This is a genomic window from Mastigocoleus testarum BC008, from assembly GCF_001456025.1.
In the GTDB taxonomy this organism is placed as follows: Bacteria; Cyanobacteriota; Cyanobacteriia; order Cyanobacteriales; family Nostocaceae; genus Mastigocoleus; species Mastigocoleus testarum.
The window spans coordinates 19,245-43,637 of sequence record NZ_LMTZ01000093.1; the positions used below are offsets into that span (position 1 = coordinate 19,245).

15 protein-coding genes are annotated in these 24,393 nt (G+C 35.9%); 9 read left to right on the top strand and 6 right to left on the bottom strand.

From position 1 onward, the window contains the following. Window positions 1–181 precede the first annotated feature (181 nt). Window positions 182–889 (top strand): biliverdin-producing heme oxygenase, encoded by a 708-nt coding sequence (locus BC008_RS18785; RefSeq protein ID WP_027847086.1) that lies wholly within the window; start codon window positions 182–184, stop codon window positions 887–889. 256 nt (window positions 890–1,145) lie between these two features. Then, window positions 1,146–2,498, top strand: a complete 1,353-nt coding sequence (hemN, locus tag BC008_RS18790) for an oxygen-independent coproporphyrinogen III oxidase (protein ID WP_036268622.1) — start codon at window positions 1,146–1,148, stop codon at window positions 2,496–2,498. A gap of 601 nt (window positions 2,499–3,099) precedes the next feature. On the opposite strand, the gene BC008_RS18795 is transcribed toward hemN, so the two are convergent. Then, on the bottom strand, window positions 3,100–3,399 hold the full coding sequence (locus BC008_RS18795; protein WP_027846575.1) for a DUF4282 domain-containing protein: 300 nt from the start codon (window positions 3,397–3,399) through the stop codon (window positions 3,100–3,102). A 295-nt stretch (window positions 3,400–3,694) separates the two neighbouring features. On the opposite strand from BC008_RS18795, the gene BC008_RS50580 reads away from it, so the two are divergent. Then, window positions 3,695–3,838: a hypothetical protein gene (locus BC008_RS50580; protein ID WP_201026064.1), complete on the top strand. Its 144-nt coding sequence runs from the start codon at window positions 3,695–3,697 to the stop codon at window positions 3,836–3,838. Here BC008_RS50580 and BC008_RS18800 read toward each other — a convergent pair whose 3' ends face one another. Continuing rightward, window positions 3,839–4,315, bottom strand: coding sequence for a VOC family protein (locus tag BC008_RS18800; RefSeq protein ID WP_027846574.1), 477 nt, complete (start codon window positions 4,313–4,315; stop codon window positions 3,839–3,841). A gap of 162 nt (window positions 4,316–4,477) precedes the next feature. Between BC008_RS18800 and BC008_RS18805 the strand changes: the two genes are divergently transcribed. Continuing rightward, a complete protein-coding gene (locus tag BC008_RS18805) occupies window positions 4,478–5,470 on the top strand; it encodes a lipase family protein (protein ID WP_058182972.1) in 993 nt (330 codons plus the stop codon). Window positions 5,471–5,520: 50 nt separating this feature from the next. On the opposite strand, the gene BC008_RS52115 is transcribed toward BC008_RS18805, so the two are convergent. The 3 genes from BC008_RS52115 to BC008_RS18820 all read right to left on the bottom strand — a co-directional run bounded on the left by BC008_RS52115 (window position 5,521) and on the right by BC008_RS18820 (window position 10,441). Next, window positions 5,521–5,655 carry a hypothetical protein gene (locus tag BC008_RS52115; RefSeq protein WP_268768229.1) on the bottom strand — a complete coding sequence of 45 codons (135 nt, stop codon included), beginning with the start codon at window positions 5,653–5,655 and terminating at the stop codon, window positions 5,521–5,523. Between the two features lie 2 nt (window positions 5,656–5,657). Beyond that, the gene (locus BC008_RS18810; protein WP_063800781.1) at window positions 5,658–9,491 is read right to left on the bottom strand and encodes a tetratricopeptide repeat protein; all 3,834 of its coding nucleotides are present in this window, start codon (window positions 9,489–9,491) and stop codon (window positions 5,658–5,660) included. 668 nt (window positions 9,492–10,159) lie between these two features. Further along, window positions 10,160–10,441: a hypothetical protein gene (locus BC008_RS18820; RefSeq protein WP_063800729.1), complete on the bottom strand. Its 282-nt coding sequence runs from the start codon at window positions 10,439–10,441 to the stop codon at window positions 10,160–10,162. Between the two features lie 264 nt (window positions 10,442–10,705). Between BC008_RS18820 and BC008_RS18825 the strand changes: the two genes are divergently transcribed. Then, window positions 10,706–12,862, top strand: a complete 2,157-nt coding sequence (locus tag BC008_RS18825) for a Tex family protein (protein ID WP_027846237.1) — start codon at window positions 10,706–10,708, stop codon at window positions 12,860–12,862. Window positions 12,863–13,003: 141 nt separating this feature from the next. Here the strand turns inward: BC008_RS18825 and BC008_RS18830 are convergent, their stop codons facing one another. After that, window positions 13,004–14,227 carry a glycosyltransferase gene (locus BC008_RS18830; protein ID WP_027845300.1) on the bottom strand — a complete coding sequence of 408 codons (1,224 nt, stop codon included), beginning with the start codon at window positions 14,225–14,227 and terminating at the stop codon, window positions 13,004–13,006. 866 nt (window positions 14,228–15,093) lie between these two features. Here BC008_RS18830 and BC008_RS18835 point away from each other — a divergent pair. The 4 genes from BC008_RS18835 to BC008_RS49560 all read left to right on the top strand — a co-directional run bounded on the left by BC008_RS18835 (window position 15,094) and on the right by BC008_RS49560 (window position 24,031). Continuing rightward, on the top strand, window positions 15,094–16,014 hold the full coding sequence (locus tag BC008_RS18835) for a hypothetical protein (protein ID WP_027845299.1): 921 nt from the start codon (window positions 15,094–15,096) through the stop codon (window positions 16,012–16,014). Between the two features lie 91 nt (window positions 16,015–16,105). Continuing rightward, window positions 16,106–18,316: a P-loop NTPase family protein gene (locus tag BC008_RS18840; RefSeq protein WP_027845298.1), complete on the top strand. Its 2,211-nt coding sequence runs from the start codon at window positions 16,106–16,108 to the stop codon at window positions 18,314–18,316. Between the two features lie 53 nt (window positions 18,317–18,369). Then, on the top strand, window positions 18,370–21,072 hold the full coding sequence (locus BC008_RS18845; protein WP_027845297.1) for a DNA translocase FtsK: 2,703 nt from the start codon (window positions 18,370–18,372) through the stop codon (window positions 21,070–21,072). Window positions 21,073–22,093: 1,021 nt separating this feature from the next. Further along, window positions 22,094–24,031 (top strand): AAA-like domain-containing protein, encoded by a 1,938-nt coding sequence (locus BC008_RS49560; RefSeq protein ID WP_058182975.1) that lies wholly within the window; start codon window positions 22,094–22,096, stop codon window positions 24,029–24,031. The last annotated feature ends 362 nt before the right edge of the window (window positions 24,032–24,393 follow it).

Sequence of the window (24,393 nt, forward strand, 5' to 3'; positions counted from 1 at the left end):
GTCTTTGCTCTGAACCGGGCGATTTTGGTCAAAGAAAGCCAAAAATAATAAATCGAAGGGGAATCCATGTTTCGGAAATAAATTCAACAAACTGTAAATCCAGTTATTAAACTGGTGAAGTTTCCGATTCATTCTGCGCAAATCCAACAAACAACAGGATTTGAATATAAGGGAATTGATAATGAGTAATGGTCTAGCGATCGAGCTTCGTAAGAGAACGCAGAAAGCTCATACAGCTGCGGAAAACGTAGGATTTATGAAATGCTTTGTCAACGGAGTTGTAGATCGTGACTGTTTTGCAAAGTTTTTAGGTAATTTATATTTTGTTTATGGCGAACTAGAAGCGGCTGTTCAAACACATCAAAATCATCCAATTGTTAGTAAAATTTATTTTCCCGAACTGAATCGTAAGGCTAATTTAGAAAAAGATTTAGAGTTTTACTACGGTAAAAATTGGCGACAAAAAATTACTCCATCTCCAACTACCAAAAGTTACGTGAATCATATTCGTAAACTTTCTGCTTCATCGCCAGAATTATTAATTGGTCATACATATACCCGTTACATGGGTGATCTTTCTGGGGGTCAGATGTTGCAAAAAGTTGCTCAATCCACCCTCAAACTAGAGGGATATCAGGGTACATCTTTTTATCATTTTGAACAAATTCCCGACAAAAAAGCATTTAAAAATAAATATAGGGAGGCGTTAGATGCTTTACCTATTGACGATATCACTAGAGACAAAATAGTTACAGAAGCAAACTATGCTTTCTCACTCAATATGCAAATCATTCAAGAGTTAGAAGCAATTTTGATCCATGCGATAGGGGAAATTACATTTAAGAAACTCACAAGTCATCACAGTTCTGGTAGTACGGAAATCGGTTAAAAAAGTCAGGAGTAATAAGTAACAAGTAATGAGTAACAAGTAATGAGTAATAAGTAATGAGTAATAAGTAATGAGTGAGGAGTAGGAAATAAGAAGTAAGAATTGAGAAGGATTTACCAATTACCAATTACATAATCCCCAATCCCCATATGGCTAACGCCACGCTATGCTAACGCCGTTAGGCGCGGGCTTCACCCCAATCCCCAGTCCCTAATCCCTAATCCCCAATCCCTAATCCCTAATCGCCAACCCCCCAATGCTCGATATCATCAAAAAGTACGATACTCCAACACCAAGATATACTAGTTACCCACCAGCGACGGAATTAACTGAGAAGTTTACCTTCAAAGATTTTCAAGCACGTATTACAGCTTCTAATCTGCGACGGTCACCACTTGCTTTATATTTTCATATCCCCTTTTGCCAAAATCCTTGTTATTACTGCGGTTGTAATACGATATTTTCTCAAAATAAAAATATTGCTCAACTTTATCTGGAGTATTTGGTCAAAGAGATTGAGAATACAGCTAAGCTAATCGATCCACAACGGGAAGTTGTTCAAGTTCACTGGGGTGGAGGTACTCCCAATTATTTGAGTTTGTCACAGGTAGAATTCTTATGGAAAAAAATTACCCAAAATTTTACTGTTAATTCTAATGCAGAAATATCTATAGAAATTAATCCCTGTGAGGTTGATAAAGAATATATTTTCTTCCTCCGGGACTTGGGGTTTAACCGCATTAGTTTTGGGATTCAAGATTTTAACCCTCAGGTACAAAGTGCTGTTAATCGCATTCAACCTGAAAAAAAACTATTCGATGTGATGGATTGGATTAAGGTTGCTGGGTTTAAAAGCGCAAATGTCGATCTAATTTATGGTTTACCCTATCAAAACCTCGATAGGTTCCGCAAAACAATAAAAAAGACTATCCAGTTAGACCCTGATCGAATTGCTGTTTTTAATTTTGCTTACGTTCCTTGGATCAAACCGTTACAGAAAAAAATTCCTGTAGAAGCTTTACCCCACCCTCAGGAAAAGTTAGATATTTTCCAAATGACTATTGAGGAACTTACAAATAATGATTATGTCTTTATTGGGATGGATCATTTTGCGAAACCTCACGATGAACTGGCGATCGCTCAACGGAACCTCCAACTCAAACGTACATTTCAGGGTTATACGACCCATCCAGAAACTGAACTCTTTGGTTTTGGAGCTACATCAGTAAGTTTGTTAGAAGACAGTTACGCTCAAAACTATAAAAAATTAAAGGATTATTATCAAGCTATTAAAGATGGAATTTTACCGGTGTACAGGGGGTTTCAATTAAACCGGGATGACATCATCAGACGAGAAGTGATCGTCAATATTATGTCCAACTTTCAACTTTGCAAACAAGATATCGAAGAGAAATATCACACCAATTTCGATGATTACTTTTTTCGAGAACTCCAAGCTCTAAAAAATTTGGAAGCTGATGGGTTGGTACATCTATCATCAACACACATCGAGGTTACGGAAGTTGGTAGATTACTAGTGAGAAATATTGCCGTCATATTCGATACTTACATTACTCAAAAAGAACAAAAATTCTCTCGAGCAATTTGAGAAACACAGATACGAACAGCGCTACGCGCGAGTCATTAGCGGCTAGCGTAGGTCATGACGCTGTAAACACGCTCAGTGTCTGTGCTTATACCCCCCGCCTTGCTAACACTTTGTGTTTACCCGCATCCTAGCGGATGTTAGCGTTGCTAGCGTAGCGTACCGGATCCGTAGGTAGCGCAGCTATAGTATTGCGTGACAGTCATACAGCTTTGCTGTCTATAAAGCGTCACACTGCGTTAATGCGTTTCCGTAGGACATATATACTCAAAAAAATAAATAACTTGATAACAAACTATGTCAACACAGTTCTAATAAAACCCAGTCGTAATGACTGGGTTTTTAGTTATGAGTTATTTTGTTATGTCTTTACTGAGCGGTAGCATTCAGTGTGATTCAGTGAAAAAGTATAGTTTACTTAATGAACAATGAAGTTAAAGGTGTTAAAAATTAATTTCTAATTATTTATTACCAACCATTTGTCGGTAAATAAATTACATCAATGTGTGGAGAAGCAAATTAAACATCAATCAAAAAACTAGCTATAAAGTCAACAGATTAATTAAAAAAATTGAAACATTGATGCTAATTTAAAAATTGATTTTTACGGATTTTCTAACTGTTTTGTTTTTTCATTGATACCAAGTGTGATTAGAATTTCTTCCAATCCGATTCTGAGGAGAATAATATAGGACGAGAATACTAGGGGAGCTACAACTAAACTTCCAATTCCCAATGTTAAACCGTTATTAAAACCTTCCGTAATTATTACTACAGCCATTAAAGCAGCAAAAACCATACCGATTACGTAAAAAATTCCAACAATTTCTACTGCTTCGACAGCCATAAACTTAGAAAACGAAAAATCAAATAACCGAAGAAAAAAGTTTTTACTTAGGGACATAAAATTTTAATTTTCCTTTAATACCCTGACAATTCAGTCAAATTTATTCACTTTCATTCAAAAGTACCAAGAATCAATAAATTTTGCACTGACATGCAGTAATAACTATCTTTATTGTATTCTGTTTTGGAATATCGTACATGATGTTACCACTATGCAGTTATAAATCAGAGACTTTATCTGTAAATTATTTGTTTCTTTAATCCTACTTAACAGATCTAACAATTGTTAATTTTGTCATAAGCATAACCACTCAAAATGACTTGTGATATGGGTATATCATACAATATGAGCTTTGTCCATTTACTTCGAGGAATATTTAGCTGAAAACTTATTGACAGTTGTCAGTTATCAATTACCAATTACCGATTACCGATTACCGATTACCGATTACCGATTACCAATTACCAATTACCAATTACCAATTATTTCAAAATAATTATTCCGGATCGCAGCGAATTTCTACCATGAAACCATCAGGGTCGTAGAAGTACACACCGCGCCCTGTGGGACGACTTACGGGTCCGTGAGCAATGGTAATCTGATTTTGTTTTAGCACTTCAACTGCACCATCAAATAATTCTGGAGCAATATCGAAAGCTAGGTGATAAGCTCTAGTAAAGTTTTTTTCTGGATCTGGATCGGGAGGATTTAAGTCTGGAGCGCCAAATAGATCCAAAATGGTACCGTCAGGGGTAATAAAATTAGCAACTTTTCCTTCTGCAACTAATTTGACTAAGGTTTCAGGAACCTCTTCACCTGTAAGCTCATGTAACCCTAGGATGGTACCGTAAAAATACCGGGAAGCTTGCATATCTTTTACGTTGAGAGCAATATGATGCACTCTACGTAAATCACCTGCATTCAATACGCTTTGTTTACTTTGGTTTTTTAGATTTTGGGGAGTAGATACCATGGAAGAAAACACTGTTTAGCTACAACAACAATAGAATGGCAAAATATTTTGCCTTCTACTATTAGTCTAAATGGGGTGTGCGATAAGCCATAGGCATGCGCAAAGCGAACGCTTGTATCAAATTCGGGTTAACGCTTACACTTATTTATATATCTAAAATCTATGTCTGAAATTTACATTCCTTCTGGTTCTAGCTTTGATTTGAAGCGAGCTAAAGAATTAGCGATGTTAGTTGAGGAATCTTATCATTTTTATGAGCTAGACCAAAAAAAAGAAACTTTGGAACCTGAAAAAACGGGTTTTCTGGATGTTGATTTGCATACAGGTAATGTTTCCGAACGCTTAAATTATTCCATTCTTTCTACTTTTCGATTTACTGGTTTTTGGTTAACACGTCCTGAAACTGTAACTTTTGGGTTTATCGCTAAGCGGATTTTGGAAGATGGAAATGTAGGTATTTTTATTGTGTTTCGGGGAACGCGAGAAAATCAGGAATGGTATCAGAATCTTAATTCCAATCAGGAAGATTTTCTCGGTGTCCCTGAATTAGGTTTGGTCAATGTGGGAACCCATAAAATATATACCCGTGCAGTAAAGAATCGGAATTTGCATTACGCTCGTCTTACTGCTGACGGTAATCTTTCTTATATAAAAAATAAAAGTCGTTATCCAGATTTGATTTCTCGGAATGGTCACTCGGAAGCGATAACAGAAACCGTACACAAAACATTAACTGATTCTACCCAATGTCCAGCAAATTCCCAAGTGTTTATCACCGGTCATAGTTTAGGTGCAGGTTTAGCTACTTTTGCTGCACTTCATGTTGCAACTCAAACAAAATTTCAACCTATCCTTTATACTTTTGCTAGCCCTAGGGTCGCAGCTCCAAATTTTAAGGAGCAATTTACTAATCGAAACATAGAATATTATCGGATTGCTAACGCTGAAGATGTTGTACCGACATTACCTTTAGCTAATTTCAACTTCACTAAGGTTAATCCCATCCAAAATTTCTTTAGTCGACTGCTATTTCTCAATCAACTTACATTAATGGACATACGCTATCAGCATATGGGAGAACCAATTTATTTTAGTAAGCAATTGGGTTCTATTTTAGATAATCACGACATCATAACTTATCGGAAAGCGTTGTAAAAGAGGCACCGCAACATAATCGCAAAATCCCTCTCTTCCACCCAGCGACCTTATTCTGGTAAATCCTCTAAAACTTCCCGCGCTACCCCAGCCGCATATTCATCCTTATACTCAACAAATATCTCCAACGCTTGCTGCAAATAATTTCTAGCTTCTGAGTAATTCTCCTCTGTTTGTGCGAGCATTCCTAATGCTCCGTAAGTTCCAGCACACTNGTTCCAGCACACTCATAGCGATCGCCATATTCAATTTTAATTTCCAGAGCATTTTGATAATAATCTCGTGCTTGCTGGTATTCGCGCAATTCTTGGGCTACCCTTCCCAACTGGTGGTAAGTTACAGCACAGCCATAGCGATCGCCATATTCGATTAAAATTTCCAGAGCATTTTGATAATAATCTCGTGCTTGTTGGTATTCGCGCAATTCTTGAGCTACTCTTCCCAACTGGTGGTAAGTGCTAGCAGAGCCATAGCGATCGCTATATTCGATTAAAATTTCCAGAGCATTTTGATAATAATCTCGTGCTTGCTGGTATTCGCGCAATTCCTGGGCTACTCTTCCCAAGTTCTGGTAAGTTTTAGCAGAGTTATAGTGATCGCCATATTCGATTAAAATTTCCAGAGCATTTTGATAATAATCTCGTGCTTGCTGGTATTCGCGCAATTCTTGGACTACATATCCCAACTCATGGTAAGTTTTAGCAGAGCCATAGCGATCGCCATATTCAATTTTAATTTCCAGAGCATTTTGATAATAATCTCGTGCTTGCTGGTATTCGCGCAATTCTTGGGCTACCCTTCCCAACTGGTGGTAAGTTACAGCACAGCCATAGCGATCGCCATATTCGATTAAAATTTCCAGAGCATTTTGATAATAATCTCGTGCTTGTTGGTATTCGCGCAATTCTTGAGCTACTCTTCCCAACTGGTGGTAAGTGCTAGCAGAGCCATAGCGATCGCTATATTCGATTAAAATTTCCAGAGCATTTTGATAATAATCTCGTGCTTGCTGGTATTCGCGCAATTCTTGGGCTACCCTTCCGAACTGGTGGTAAGTGTTAGCAGAACCATAGCGATCACTATATTCGATTTTAATTTCCAGAGCATTTTGATAATAATCTCGTGCTTGCTGGTATTCACGCAAATCTTGTGCTACGATTCCCAACTCGTGGTAAGTTGTCGCTATCCAGAGTTGCTTATCCCTTTCTTCTACTTCTCTGAGTTTTTCATATGCTTCTAAAGCTTGTTTAAAGTTTTTTTCTGCTAATTCATACTGTTTAATATCCAAATAACTACTACCATTTCTGTGGAGTGCAAATCCAATTTGATAGCCAATCTTACTTTCTAAGAACTCAGGGGGGAAATTAGATATTTTTTGACATAGTTGTGCTGTAAATTTAGCTCTGTTATTCGGATCGTTAATTAGTATAAAATAATCATCTAGACAGAAAGAAATATTAAAATCTTCCTGCTTCTCTAGACAAATCTGCAAGGCATTGTATAAGTTTTCATATTCTAATCGACAGAAGTTAATACCTAACTGTCTTTCTTGCGCATTCTTAGAATTCATCAATAGTTGGTAATCACTAGCTAAAACTCGATAGTGATTTTTAAACCCTTCCTGTAATGCTTCGTGGGTTGCTCCATCGATTTGTGCTAATTTTGCTTTTAAAAAGAAGGGGAAAACAGGTTGAATTTGTAATAATTTTTCTTCTCCTGTAAAGGGAGTAGAAGGGATATCGGAAAGCAAACCCCAATTAATTGCTTCTTGAATCGCCTCATCAAACTTATCAAAATTATAATTCTCAAACGGCTCTAACTTCTGCAACTCCTTAGCATAATCAGGAATACTAAGCCGCAAAATAAACCCACTAAAGGGAGCCAAACACAACAATAACTTCTGAGCATCCGGCGATAAATTACTATGGGAATATTCCACACATTTAAGAATGCTCTGGGTCTTATCTTCACTACCGGTATCTAGGTTAATATCTGCTGCTTGCAATTTCGCTAGAATCTCCTGGGGTGAGAGATTTTTCAAGTTCGCTAAAACCACTTCCATTGCGAGGGGATACCCGGCTAAAAGTTCCATTAATTTCTGAAAATCCCCATCTTCGCGAATCTTAGCTATCTTGCGCTCATTACCTACATTCCGCTCTAAGATTTTATTTGATAATTCTGTTCTTGCTTGCGGATCTAAACCTTGCAATTTGTAGATATTTTGTTTAAAAGCACCTTTTAACCAACTTTCATCACTGCGGGAACCCAAAATCACCCGCGTTTTTCCATCAACTAACTGGGTTAAAAAATCTTGCAGTTGCTTTTGCTCGTCTGACGGTAAAGTATTTTGAATTGCTAAAGCTTGTCCCGTCACCGACTCCAAGTTATCCAAAATCAAAACGTAGGGTTGGGATTTCAGTTTTTTGAGTAATTTCTGTACCTGTGCGGTTAGGTTCACGGCTTGAAAATTAGCAAGTTCAAATCTTCCATATAACCGCTTACTAATCTCAAACACTATTTGTGTCAGCGTCCAAGCTTTTTTGTCGTAACCAAAATAAAATATATCCGGGGAGAAATTAGTTGTTTCCCACCAACTGCACAGATAATTTAATAGGGTGGTTTTCCCCGTTCCTCCCATTCCTTGTAACAGTAAAATATTATGACGGAACAAAGCCTTTTCAATTTTCAAAATTTCTAAATCCCGTCCAATAAAGCCATATTCGGGGGGTGTATATTGACTTTGATATGAACTTGCTAATTTTTCAAAATACTTTTCTTCTTCCTCGGGTGTAAACTTCCCCAAATTCAAATTCACCTGTTGGTTACTGTAAACCACAGGTAAAAGCCAATCTTCTAAATCGATATCTGTATTAAAATAAGCTTTGCGCGTCTTACTATTAAATAACTCCCTTCTCCCCAAACGTATCGCTTCCGTTATCTTCTTCCCCTCAAATAATTCTTTATAAACCTGTTTCATCATCAACTTAGCAGCGGAAACAGTTACCGAATACCCCATTGCTACCACCATTTCCATTCCCGCAGTCATTAACCGACTACCCAAACTAGTTTCACGGGAATTTTCTTCTGTTTCTCCATCACTTTTTACCTGCTTCCCCGACTGACAAGCGTTGAGGATACATACAGGAATCCTTTTCCCGGTAAGTAAACTTGCTAATTCCCCTGCTTCCACCGGATCGGCTTTTCCCTTACTTTCCCCGTCCAAAAATAAAAATGCTTTTACCCCGTCATATTCTTGAATATCTTCCCGTCCCCACCTTGTGTTGTAGGTATAGCGGTTTCGTCTCATCCCTTCTTGAATATCTTGATATCTCATCAATGCACCATGACAATCAAAATGTATGAAATGATAATATCCCGCACCTTTTTCTTCCAAATGTCGTTCTAAACTTTCATAGGTACCTGGACGCAATAAATCCACATTGACAGGTAATTCACTATTTTGAATCACCTCAATTAAAGGACGGGAAATAGTACGATAACCCACATCATTTTCTTCGTTCGGTCGGGAAGTTACCACCAACAAGTTAATAACAGGTGATTTATCTATATTTGCAGGTACTGATGCTGCTTTCGTAACTCGCTTGCGTACCATCACGCAATCCACAGCCAAAGGTCGTGGTAAATCCTTGTCCCGCATAGCTTCCCAGTGTAAAGCGTGAAACTCGGGACTATCGCCAACTATCTCAATTTTTACCTCTTTGAGATTATTCCGCAGTTGACGATAATAACTATAAGCATCAAAATCGGTCTTAAAAACCTGTTCAAATAAACTTTCCCCATAACCAGCAACACTGTTTTTAGCAGCTTCAGCCTTCCTCCCATTTAACATAGGGTAAGTCAGCCATTCTTCAAAATACCATTCCAGTCGCTGTTCTTCCTCGGCTGTGAAAGGATCGGTAATATTAATAGAGTATTCACCACCATCACCACGATCGAAAATTAAACGTGCTGTAAAACCCGTCTCTGTTTTTTCCGTTTCCCGAATCGTGATGATTGACATACACTAAACCTGTAGGTGCTAATAATATGATGACAACAATTAAAGTGTCGAATAAGTTGGTGGACAAAAATATTTACCGTCATTGCGAACAACGTGTTCGCGGAGCGCGTCCTCAGCAATCCCAAGCTCCTGTGATTGCGTCATTTCGCTTTGCTCCATATGCGCTTTGCGCACGCTATGCTAACGCAATGACATTGTGTAATTAATTCAGTCCAACGACTTATCAAGCTTCTACTACACAGTCAATGATTGTGAATTCGGATAAATTAAAAAAGATAAATTCAAAAGGATAAATTTAAAGAAATAAATAAAAAAATTCAACTCCAGTAATTCAGGAGTTGGGCAAAATTAATGAAACATTTTGCGCGATCGGGTACGGAAAATTATTTATGTATTCAATATCGATTTATATTACCTTTTCTTAGAATAGCGCTAAGTCTTTAGGCTAGGACATTTATGAGCCCTAAAACCTATGATTAAGATACTTTTGGTCCCCGCACACGGGTCTGTTTTGTTAGCATTTTAACGGAGCAAGCTGTTAGCGTTAGCGTGACTTTAATCATACGCGTAGCGCCTTCTCAGCGTGTCCATAGGACGGACATATTTTGACTTTTGCTCGCCTTTGGCGCGGTCTGTTTTGACTTTTAACTTGCCCATAGCGCCATATTTTACCTTCTTTTTTTCCTCTTCTTCTTGTTTTTTCTCTCATTCTCTTTTTGGATGCTCTGGAGGTGAAACTTATAATCACCTTTTTGAATACCTTTACCAGTAATTACAAGTGCAGGGATCAAAAATAACAAGAGTGCTTCCCAAGGAGCCAATGAAACACTAACAGCAAAACAAATACCGGCTATCGAACCAGACAAATAGCGTAATTCATCCCTGAATTTCGTAAAGAAATACAGGGCTACCAAGGTCATTACAAGTGGAATCAGAAAAACAAACGCCATGTTAGCTTCACTCTGAACTCACAACAAAATTCTCATGCTAAAAAACCCGTTCTTGAAGAACAAGTTAAATTTTTATTAAGCAATCGTAAGACATTCTACATCTTCAAAGTTGTATTTACAAGTAAAGTTGTAAACCATACAACTAAATGACCAAAAACAACTTTAAGCTTTGTTATATTAACCTATTATTTCCTTTTTAAACTCTCTAAATTCATAAGACTTACTGCATGATAGTAGTGGATTTTTTAATCTGTAGATTCAATCATGCTGAACATACCGCAACTCCTAGCTAGCGAACTAGAACTTCAACTAAGACAGGTGCAAAACGCCTTAGAACTTTTTGCTGAGGGTGCAACAGTTCCTTTTGTTGCTCGTTACCGCAAAGAGCAAACTGGTGAAATGAATGAAGTACAATTACGTTCGCTTTTAGAAAGGTATACTTATTTGACCGAACTTGAGGAACGCAAAGCTGTAATTCTCAATGCGATCGCTTCCCAAGGAAAGTTGAATGATGAACTCAAAGCGAAAATTGAATCTTGTTTGCAAAAAACTGAACTTGAAGATTTATACTTACCCTACCGACCAAAGCGACGTACCCGCGCAACCATTGCGAAGGAAAAGGGTTTAGAACCTTTAACAGAATTTATCAAGTCATTGAACATAAAAAATGCAGCTTCTGTTTCCCTTGATGAAGAAGCTGCTAAATATATATCTGAAGATAAGGGAGTGAAAAGCGCTGAAGAAGCACTTAAGGGAGCTGGAGATATTCTAGCGGAAGAAATCGCCGAAAAAGCAGAATTAAGAACATATTTGCGAGAATATCTCCTAGAAGAGGGGATTTTTGTCTCTCGCATCAAGGACGAACATCCCGAAGGGACGACAAAATATGAGATGTACCGCGAATATCAAATGAGGGTTGAGAATATTGCTTCCCATAATATGTTGGCGTTATGTCGGGGTGAAGCGGAAAAAATCTTGAGTTTTGAAATTTCCTTCGATGAAGATCGAGTTTTAGCTTATTTGGAATCACGAGAAATTCGTTCTTCCCTGCGTCAAATTCGTAATTTTTATCAGATGACTATCAAAGATGCATTTAATCGTTTGATGAAAAATTCTTTGATTGGTGAGGTGGTAGCAGAGAAGAAAAAAGAAGCTGATATTGAATCCATCAAAACCTTTGAAGCAAATTTGCGAGAATTATTACTTTCTGCACCAGCAGGGATGAAACCGACTTTGGGAATAGATCCGGGTTTTCGCACTGGTTGCAAAGTTGCAGTATTAGATCGAACCGGTCAATTTTTGGAATATGAACCAATATTTCCCCACAGCGGAACCCAAAAACGTCAATCTGCTGCTGCTTTTGTTGACAAAATTATTAAAAAGTATCAGATCGAATTGATTGCTATTGGTAATGGTACAGCTTCACGGGAAACCGATGAGTTTGTTGGGGAAGTTTTGCAGAATATCGATAATAAACCCATCAAAGTGATGGTTAATGAGTCCGGTGCATCTATTTATTCTGCCAGTAAAGTCGCGATCGCAGAATTTCCCGAGCTTGATATTACGGTGCGCGGTGCAATTAGTATTGGTCGTCGCTTACAAGATCCCCTCGCAGAATTAGTAAAAATTGAACCCAAGTCCATTGGGGTGGGACAATATCAACACGACGTCGATCAAAAGATGTTGAAGAAAAAGTTAGCCGAAACTGTAGAAAGTTGTGTGAACTATGTTGGTGTCGATCTAAATACTGCTTCTAAGGAACTCCTGACTTTTGTTTCGGGAATTACAGCTACGGTTGCGAATAACATTGTGACTTACCGCAACCAAAATGGTGCTTTCAAAAATCGGCGAGAATTACTCAAAGTACCAAAACTAGGACCGAAAGCATTCGAGCAAGCTGCAGGTTTTTTACGAATTCGCGATAGTGATAACCCATTGGATAACACAGCAGTACATCCAGAAAGTTATTCTGTAGTTAAAGCGATCGCCTCAGATTTAAATATTAACCTCAAGCAAGTTACCGAAATTTCAAGCAAACTGAAAAAAACAGACTTGAAAAAATATGTCACCGACAAAATTGGGGAACCAACACTAAGGGATATTATTAACGAATTAGAAAAACCCGGAAGAGACCCCCGAGCCGAATTTAAGTATGCAACCTTCAAAGAAGGAATCAAAGAAATTTCCGATCTAAAAGAAGGAATGATACTTGAAGGTATTGTCACCAACGTTGCTAATTTTGGTGCATTTGTTGATATTGGCGTTCACCAAGATGGTTTAGTGCATATATCCCAACTTGCAAACAGATTTATTAAAGATCCCAAAACAGTAGTTAAAGTAGGTCAAGTAGTTAAAGTTAAAGTACTAGAAGTTAACGAAAAACTCCGACGCATTGGTTTATCGATGAAAGCGGTTGATTGATTTGGTAATGGGTAATGGGTAATGGGTAATGGGTAATTGGTAATTGGTAATTGGTAATTGGTCACTCATTACTTATTACTCATTACTTATTACTTATTACTTATTACTGTGCGCTTACGCACCCCGCTGCGCTAACATTAATTAATCACTTTGTCCCAAACAAACTTGCTCATAACGACGAGCAGCACTTTCCCAAGTAAAGTCTTTTTCGATTAATTTTCTAGCATTATGTGATAATTCAGCCCGCAATTGCGAATCATTAAAAATACGACTAATTGCACTGACATACTCACTGGGTTGATTTGCTCTTAATGCTCGTATCGGTACATTAACCCCATCTATTTCTAAACCTTCTAAACCGCGATCGCTAGCAACTACAGGTACACCAGCAGCCATAGCTTCCAAAGTTTTGTTTTTAATTCCAAACCCAGTCCGCATCGGGATTACGCACACTGCAGACTGGTGTAGATAATCTACCATTGAGGGTACGCGTCCAGTGACATTAACCCCTGGTCTTTCTTGGAGAGCAAGAACCTCGGATGTGGGACGGGAACCAACGATATCAAACATTGCATCTGGATAAGTCTTTTGAATTTCTGGAAAAACTTGATTTGCAAAGAAATTAACAGCATCAATATTTGCCAAAATATCCATTGCTCCAGTAAATATTATCCGGTGTCCTTGAGGATCTTGGAGACGAAATGGAAAAGCAACTAAATCTACACCATTAGGTATAACTGCAATATCTGCGTTGGGATTAAGCTCTTGCAATTGATTTTTATCCTCTTGCGTAGTTGCAACAATCGCCGCAAACTTTGAACTGTAACGTTTTTCGTAACGATGTAAAAGTGGCAAATTAATTCGATCTCGCAGCTTATTTTCACAGACGTCCTGTTTTAACTGATTCAGACAAGTACCATATACAGAACTATGAACATTTACCAAAGTTCGGACTTTTTTCTGAAAATCTGGACGCACATATATCTCATTTACGCTGTGTTCGCAGGTAATTACGTCACACTTAAGCGAACTAACGAAATTATCTATCCAGTCTTGCATTTGTGGAGAATAACGGTTTAATACACTTGGTGGAGTTCCATTTTGGACAAATTTTGCAAATCTTTGAGCTTTTTTCAGTATTCCTCCGGTAGTCCCACTATCTGCTGGACGGTTAAAAAGAACTAAATTATCGACGAAATCCCGCAATCCAGCAATATCTGATTCTGGAATTCCAGGTTGTTTTTGTGTAACTAAAGTAACGTTATGCCTTTTACTCAAATATTTGAGCAAATAAAATGTTCTTACCTGAGTTCCCCCTAAGGTTGGTGGATATGGGAATGTGGAAGATAACATCAAAATATTCATGATTTTAATATTTAAATTACTAATAAGTATTTGAATAAATTAGGAATAAAATAAAAAAATTGAATTCAATATTTGTTGAATAAATATAAAACCAAAAGCTATCAAACTAATTATCAGCCACTCATCATATCCAATATTTTTTTGTAAGTCAATTTTTAAATATGAAGCCTGAAAATCACGGAGATGAAATCATTTAAAACAGATTAATTATTGTATAGGTAGCAAGGATAAATCACTTTATCGTAGTAATTTTATGATAAATATTTTTATGATGTGATCAATAATAAATAATGAAAATTATTGATTTTTACTTGAGCAAATAAATAATAAAGTAATTAAATGAAACTATTTCTATTTTTACTTGAAATAGGCTTTGCTCCTCATTCCAATAACATCTGAAGATTCTGATTGCGATCTTTACTCTTTTAATTCTTAAACTCTGTTGGCTATAGGCTCGTAGCAGCTATTTATCTTAGTTAACTATCAAAATATGATTAAGCCTAAAACAACGCTTAATTTTATACTTTCTAAGTACTACTGATTGGTTTGCTTTTAGTACATATGAACTTGTAGAAGTCGGGGTATATAATGTAGGATAAATCACTTCATCCAAATAATAATCGTTGTATTATTTCGAGACAAGTTTAATCTGTTAAGAACATGTTTAATAAACTTCATCTAGCTTGACGTAGTAATTAGCACTAATCTCGCTACTATAGAAAAGGTGCGTAAATTCATTACTAGGACTTACGCAAGATGAGAATGCAGATTTGCTTTCCATATCCTTTGCATAAAGGAGGTTTTGTGTAAGTCCTAATTCCTTTGAATTATAAATATCTTGACTTAGATACAAAAAGATTAACAGTATGGAAACAAACGACCATTTAAAATTTATACTTAAGTTATTGGGATGCAAAAATTATCGCTCGAGGTTGAGTGCTAGCGCATTCAACAGTTTTAAGAATAAGAATAAAATATGTCAAGATTTGGGCGATCGCGAATTGATAGACTATACTCGCGAGATTGGCTCAGCTAAAATTCTACCTGCTGGTCAAGCTTTGTTAAAACTAGATCTTGCGGAATTACCGATCAAAGACAAGGAACTTAAAGTACTTAAAAGGATTGATCAAGCTTCAGGTGCAATTACTCCCGGTCAAATCAAAATATCATCCCTCAGAACCCATCGGAGAGATGCAATATTGAAGTCTCTGAGTGAAAAAGGATTGATTGAAGTTGAAACTAAGGTCAAGAGACAAAGAGCAGAAGTTTGGTTAACTGAAAGAGGAGTTGAATATTTACGGGATGATTACAACCCACACAAAGGTAATAATCCTGTCATTAGCTTAGATTTATTAAATAATTATCTACGATTTTTACGGAAAACTTTATCTGTTAAGCCTGTACCAGAAGATACTTCAGAAAGTTTAAATTCAGAAAGTTTAAATTCAGCAAGTTTAACTTCAACAACTTTAAATTCACAAAGTTTAGTCCCAGATTCTGCAGCGAAAAAAGTTACAGATATCAGTGACGAGGAAATTTTACAAACTATCCAAAACTTAGATCGGGAAATAGGTACAGAGAATTACTTACCAATCTTCCATCTGCGAGAAAAGTTACAACCCCCTTTGTCAAGGGAACAATTAGATAAAGCACTTTATCGCTTGCAAGGAAATGACCAAATAGATTTTAGTACCTTGCAGGAAGCTAATGCATACACTCCGGAACAAATTAATACTGGAATACCTCAAAATGTTGGTGGTCCGTTGTTCTTTATTAGTCTTAACTAGGACGATACTTTCCCTTAGTATTCACACTCTTTTCATATTTACATTATTTTCAGACTCACAGTTAAGTTCGTGACTCTCATTTATTTGCAGCATGGTATTTATCAACGACATAATTAAACGTGAGGTTAATCCTTTTGACCTAATAAATTTGAAACCTGGTGATTTCTGGGAGGAACAACAGGACTCAACACAGATGGTTGAGTCAATTCATCAAAAAGTAATAACAGAAATTGAAGAATATCTTGACTTAGTAGCTAAAGATAATCGCAGTCGCAGTCTATTACTTTTAGGTGATTCTGGTTCCGGTAAAAGTTATTTATTAGGTCGGGTAAAACGCACTCTCAACCCCAAAGCTTTTTTTGCTTACATTGGACCTTGGGCTGATAGTGATTATATTTGGCGTCATATTTTACGCTCCACTGTTGATAGCTTATTACGAATTCCCGAAGGTCAACAAGAGTCTCAGCTAATGTTATGGCTGAAAAATTTATCTGCATTTACTAGAGGTAAGTCAAAGGATAAAATTTGGCAATTATTACGCAGCGATCGCCGAAAATTTATCAAACACCTCAAAGAAACCTACAAACGAGCTGCTCTTTATAACTCAGAGATTTTTTTTGGTGTACTGCACGATCTTACTAATCCAGAACTATACGATTTAGCTTGTGAATGGTTACGAGGAGATGATTTAAGCGAAGAGTCAATGCAAGCTTTAAAGGTAAAAAATTGTATTGATTCAGAAGATGCAGCAAAAAATATTTTAGCTAACTTTGGTAGAATTTCAGCCCAAACTCAACCCATAGTTTTATGTTTTGACAATTTGGATAATATTCCTCGTATCGCAGATGGTTCTGGGGATTTCCAAGCTTTGTTTAATGTTAATACAACAATTCATAATAGATATCTAAAAAACTTTCTGGTTATTATCAGTGTTATTACTAATACTTGGAGACGTATTTGGTACCGGATTGAGCAAGCTGATAAAGCTCGGGTTGATAAAGCCATTCAGTTAAAACCTATTACACTAAAACAAGCAGAGGGGCTTTGGTCTTATCGACTAAAACCTTTACATCAAGCAGCTAACGATGGAAATTATTCTGAAATTTTTCCATTAAACCGAAAATTATTAGAAGAAAATTATCCTGGTGGTAAAACTCGACCGAGAAATTGTCTCATTCTTGGAAGACAGGAATATCAAAAATATAAACTCTCATTGTTAGAGGATAAAGTAGATAATAAAATACGTGAGCCTGAGGGAAAGCGTTCAAAATCACCAACAAATAACGAACAACAAATTTCCCGCGAAGAGGTTAATAAAGAAAAAACTCATCAAGAAGAAACTAATAAACAACAAACTAATAAAGAAAAAACTCAAAGTGATTCCAAAAATACTTCTCAAACTTCTACAACTCCAAAACCACCAATAGATGATGATGAAACCCAAGGTACAGACAGAATTCAGGCAGAATTTAAATTAATTTGGCAAGAAGAACTGAAAAAAACTCAGGGTAAAATTAGTAAAATAAGTTTTTTGGCTGCACCTGACCTAATCAGAATGTTGCAACAAGCTTTAGAAGCATTGCAAATGAAATCTGTAAAACCAAAACTTATAAGTGGTAAGTATGCTAGTTACTCTTTGAGTTATCAACACCCTAAAAAAGGTGAAAAAATAGGAATAGTTTGGACAGAAGATGCTAATATGGTAAGCTTCTATAATATTATGAATGCTTCACAAAAAGTCATTCAAAAACAAGCTTGTCAAAAACTATATCTAATTAGAATTAGCGGTGTAGGAAATTCAAGGCTGAAAGGGAATCAAATCTATCAGCAAATTTTCAAAGGTAATCAAAAACAGAATATTCATCTTAAACCACATCTATCTTCAGTTCATCAATTAGCCACATACTATAGCTTAGTAAATTCTGCTCATGCTCAGGAATTAGTTGTTGGAGGTAAAACGATTCATCCAAAAGAATTACAATCTTTGATTCGTGAATCTACAATTTTAGAAAAATGCACTTTACTCCAAGATTTAAAGATTGTCTCTGCTCAAACAGAACCTGAAGAAAAGGGAAAAGTGAGACGAGATTTACGACCAGTGAAGGATTATTTGTTAAATTTAGTTATTACCCAAAGTCTTATGGGTGTAACAACTTTAGTAGAACAATCTATCAATCGGTTTTCTGATGTGAGTGAAAATGATACTTTACTCTTAATTGAGCTATTACGTAAGGAAGGTAAAGTCAAAATTCTTAATCACAAAGCAAAGTTACAAGATCAGTTAATTTGCTTGGTGACTTAGAAAGTTTAATATCCAATCAAGAGAATCAAAAAACAAATAAATATAATAAGTAAATGCAATATCTAATTCAAGCCAATGAAATAAAAGCGCAAATTGCTAAATTTAGTTTGGCAAAAGTGTTGTGGCTAGATACAGAAATTGCTGATTATTGGACTGCATACCCACGTTTATCTCTTATTCAAGTTTCATCCGACTATACAGATAATATAGGCGAATCTACTTGTATTTTGGATGTACTAGATAAACCCGAGTTAGCAGAGGAATTTATTAAGCAAATAATGCTTAATCCTCAAATAGTAAAAGTATTTCATAATGCCAGCTTCGATTTAAAATATTTAGGTGGAAAATCTGCAAAAAATGTTATCTGCACTCTCAAAATAGCGAGAAAAATTACCAAACAAGTTTTACAAACATCTAATTTAAAACTTAAAACTTTAGCTGTAGAACTATGTCACTTTTCCAATGTAGATACAGAAGAAGGACGAAGCAATTGGGGAAAACGTCCTCTTTCTCAGAAACAGTTGCAGTATGCGGCTATGGATACAGTTTATCTCGCTGCTGTACATCTTCGCTTACTAGAAGTTTCTAAACCCGATGCTGTAAGGGAAATTTTTGATATGGTCAGCGAGTCCAATAATCCCATAAGCAACTCAAAAACCAACTCGGGAAACCTATCTTTGAGTCCTACTAAGGTTAGAGTTGCTTTTGAGTGTCCCCGTCTTTTTTATTTAAGTCAATATTTTGGTGGTAGAACCTTATTTTCTCCACCAGATAAAATCGCAGGTATTGGTAGTATTTTCCATCAATTGGCTGATAAGTTCGTAAATTTAGCTGTTTGTGAACCCCGATTCCAAGAAATTTTTCACCTTGGAGGGTCGCAATTACAGATTGAAAAAGTTGCTCTCGATATGCAACAGCTTTTTTATCAGTTAAAATTTTCTTCCTACCTAGATCGAGTCATTGCAAAAGATCCGAGTAAAGCTCCAGCACTACTACGACTTTGGGAGGGAATTCAAGGATTAATTAAACGTTTTGCAGCGTTATTAGTCACCAACCGTAATTACTGTAGTGCAGAAACTGTAATTCGCAACACTTTTATTACAGAAAAACGTCAGCTTGAGCATTACTTTAGCTTACCTGATGGTAGCGAGCAAAGGGTAGTAGGAGCATATGATTGTTTAGTTTTCAATTTTGAACGCAAGCGTCTCGGGGTATTAGAATTTAAAACCTATCAACCTGTAGATCCGTCTGCACAGTTAGCCCAGGTTGCACTTTATAGTTACATGTTATGGCACAAGAAAAAGGTTGCTGTTGATGCAGCAGTTTATTGTGTTTTACCAGAATTTAAAGAATATCAATATACCTGGGAACAACTGGAAAATACCGTACATCAACTAATTCCCTATAAGTTACAGCAGATGGGACAGTGGTTAAACTGGGAAGCTCCTCACCCCAATCCACCACCTGAAACAACTCAACTCCATCTGTGTGATATTTGTCCTCAACAACAAAAGTGTCAAAGTTATTTTTCAGCAGAATCTTTAGATCGAACTCAAACTACTGATGTGGAAGACCCACATGTTTTCTCTTCCCAGAAGCAAGATTTTCTAACACAAAGGGAGTTTACAGAAAATTACACCACAGGAAATAAATTTACAGAGAATAAATCTACAGAAAACAACTCTGCAGAAAATAATTCCACAAAATATGAATCAATATCTTGGGATGTTGATGCTACAGGAGAAGAATTGGTCAACACATTAGAATCCTTCGGTATTGGTGTTGATTATCAAGGTGTGGCGATCGCTCCTGCTTTCATTCGTGTGAAGTTAAAACCCCATCTGGGTGTAAAGGTTATTTCAATTCTGAGATTATCTGCTGACTTACAGGTACATTTGGGTTTAGAAAATCCACCTTTGATTACTCCCCAAGCTGGATATGTAAGTGTTGATTTACCTCGTCCGGATAGACAAATAGCCGAATTTACAAATTACGTTCAAAACCAATCTTTATCACCGACAGTATCTGTAAAAATAGCAATTGGAGTGAATTTAAACGGGAAATTAATAGAAGCAAATTTATCTGACCCCAATACCTGTCATTTTTTGGTTGGGGGTACAACTGGAAGTGGTAAAAGTGAATTTTTGCGATCGCTTCTCCTAAGTTTACTTGTTCGTCATTCTCCAAAAAATCTGCAAATAGCTTTAGTCGATCCGAAAAGAGTCACATTTCCAGAGTTTGAGGGTATTGAGTGGTTACATTCACCAATTGTCAAAGATAGCGATCGCGCAATCGAATTAATGGAAGAGTTGGTAGAAGAAATGGAATTACGTTACCAAAAATTCGAAACTGCAAGATGTGCAGACATCAGCGCTTATAACCAAAAAAACTCTCAACCATTATCTCGCATCGTTTGTATTTTTGATGAATATGCCGATTTTATGGCAGAAAAAGAGATTCGTAAGACATTAGAATTGAATATTAAAAGATTGGGTGCAATGGCTAGAGCAGCTGGAATTCATTTAATTATTGCTACTCAACGTCCCGAAGCCAAAGTTGTCACCCCAATTATCCGTTCCAATTTACCGGGAAGAGTCGCTCTACGTACAGCAAGTGAAGCAGATTCCTGTATAGTCCTAGGAAGTAAAGAAACAGCAGCAGCTTATTTATTGGGAAAAGGTGATTTACTGTATCAAAGTGGTAGCCAACTACAACGCTTACAGAGTTTACTTGCAACTAATATCCACTTTACTTAAAGTTTATGACCAAAATCCTTTTGTTCTGCAAGCAGAATAAAAAGATAGTGAGTGGTAAGTAAAGTTATAACTTTGAATAAATATAGCAATCCTAAATCATTTGTGAAAAATAATTATGTATAAAAATTTAGTGGGAATACCTCACTAACTACTCGCTACCGAGCAAGATAATCATATTATTTATTACTAACATTTTCATCACTCATTTAGAATTGCTGTATTCTTCAGATTTTTTCAACAAAGATAACTATGAATCTTAAAGGAAAGAAGATTAAAATTAAATGTTAAATTTTCCAATTGTAATTGGTATTATTTATTATTCATCACTGAAATAAAAGTCAAGGAATCATGATTTAAGATTAAAAGCATAAAATAATACATCAATCAAGTAAATCAAAACAATTAAGTAGAGTAAAGAGGTTATTTATACTAAGTCAATATCAGAAAAAATTACAAACAATAAGTAATAAAATTGACATCTATTTGTTAAATAAAAATTTTGTTACCCTATCCCTATTATCGAGAAAACTCTCAAATTTCTTCATAATTGTTGGATTTGGAGGCTATGCTCTCACTATCAAATTTAAAAATTTATCTCGACATACGGCTAAAAGGACACTACGAATAACAGTAACCTCATAAAAATAATAAGATTCCATCCTCATCAATAGTAAAATTATCAAAAATAAAAATGCTGTAAAATTTACGTCGTTTCAACTAAATATATCGTCATTACAGCATCAAATGCATAAGTTAAAATTCATAACACTTATATATAAATGTACAGCAGTTAAACAATTATTGATTTATTGATTCGTAATCATAGAAATTTTATTAGAAAGTATTCCAATTTCTTAGTAGAAAAATAAATTATGGGGAGTGAATTTACTACCTGTAGTACGGTAAAAATCTCAACAAAATTATTGAGTGAAATCAAAAGGTAAGATAATTCAAAATTATAAATAACACAACTTCATATATTCATAAGCTCTATAAATTTTACAAGTAATCTTTTACATTTATGATTAATCCTGAAAATCTTCTCGAATTAGCAGAAACTGTGATTTACAGTAAAACAAATATCTATTGTAGCGATCTACAAAGGGGTATATTAGTCACGACTTTAAGAGGAGAGCGCAAAACCTACGAGCAACTAGCAGATGAATACGGTTATTCTGCCAAATACCTCAAACAAGATGTTGCTCCTAAATTGTGGCATTTACTTTCGGAAGCTCTGGGAAAAAAAGTGACTAAGTCAAATGCTAGAGCAATCCTGGAACAAGAAATGCGTCGCAATCAAAATTCTTCATCGTTAGAAATCAAGCAGTCAGCTTTCAATGCAATTAACCCTTTAGCAGTTAATGAAGCAACTACCTCCTCATTAAGAGCAGCATCTACCTCTGAGGCAAAATTGCAAATACTAACTCATGCCAGCATTCTACTGGTTGATGATAAGCCAGAAAATTTAAACTTATTATCCAACATACTCGAAGAGCAAGGCTATGAAGTTCGACAAGTGAATAATGGAAATTTGGCGTTACAAACAGCTTCTTTAGCAACTCCAGATTTGATCCTATTGGATATTCGCGTACCAGAATTAGATGCTTATAGTATTTGCCAAAAATTTAAGAGTGATCCAAAAACTCAAGATATCCCAGTTATTTTTGTTACTGCTTTAGATGAATCCTGGGATAAAGTTAAAGCTTTTTCTATTGGTGGTATTGACTGTATCACCAAACCATTTCGAGTCGCTGAGGTCTTAGCAAGGGTCGAAAATCAACTTAGAATTCAAAAGTTTCAAAAGGGGTTAAAAGCCGAAAATACGCAGCTTCAAGAAGCTAACCAGGAATTACAACGACTGGTAACTTCCGAGAGCCTAACTCAGATAGGGAATCCTTATAAATTTGATGAGTCTTTACTTATAAATTTAGAATATCCCGATAATACTGTTTCTTTGGATTCTCCCTTTTATATAACCCGTACTCCTAGCGAACAACTCAGCTGCGAACAAATTCTGAAACCAGGAAGTTTAACCCGTATTCAAGCACCTCGGAAAATGGGAAAAAGTTCTCTGTTGCTCAGAATTATGAAATTTGCTCAACAACAGAACTACAAGACAGTAAAAATAGACTTTCAGGAAGCAGATCGAGCAGCTTATACGAGCTTAAATAAATTTTTACGCTGGTTTTGTGCCAATATAGGTCGTCAGTTACAATTACCACCTCTCCTTGATCAGTATTGGGATGAGGAAATGGGTAGTAAAGTAAGTTGCGGAATCTATTTTGAAGGATATCTATTAAAGCAAATAGAGACTCCTATAGTCTTAGTTTTAAACGAAGTAAATTTAGTTTTTGAATATCTCAATATTGCGGAAGAATTCTTATCTCTTTTATGCTTTTGGCACGAAAAATCAAGGCAAAGTATCGAATTTCAAAAACTACGTTTAGTTGTAGCCCACTCTACAGAAATTAATCTATCCCTAGATATTAATAAATCTCCATTTAATCTAGGGTTACCAATAAAACTGTCAGAATTTAATTTAAAGCAAGTTCAAGATTTAATTAAGAGACACGGACTAAATTTGATAAGTGAAGATAAAGTTAAACAGTTAATAGACATGGTCGGGGGACATCCTTATTTAGTACGTATTGCTCTCTACCATTTGGCTCGAAAAGAAATAACATTGGAAGAATTCTTAAAACAAGCTCCAACTCAGGGAGGAATCTATGGAAGGATTTTACGTCATCACTGGGAAATAATACAAAAAAAACCGGCACTGTCAACAGCATTAAAACAGATATTAATGACGAACGAAAGTATAAGTTTAGAACCAATTCTTAGTCATCAACTAGAAAGTATGGGACTTATTAAATTAGATGGCGATCGCGCTTATATTTCCTGTCAAATGTATCGTCTTTATTTTAATAATCAATATCAACAAAAGGAAAATACACTTTAAATAAATTTAAATAGGATAAATAACTATTAATTAATTAAATTAATATATAAAATTTATATATTGTAGCCCTAATTATTCTTAGTAATTTTGTAGGTTACGAATTAGCCTATCAAGCACAAAAACTTTATTTTCGTTATTACTCCAAGGCTACAAGGACTATTTAGCTAAAAAGGCTAATGTAAAATATTATTTTCTAAGGAGTTTGGGTTATATAGCAGTTTCCATTTGAATCAAATACATTTTATATTCCCATTCTGTAGAGACGTTGCATGCAACGTCTCTACAAGGTGTCATGCACTCAACCGAAAATCGCTATATAGTGGTGGTAAGTAATAATAGTAATCACAGTGGTAGTGAATTTT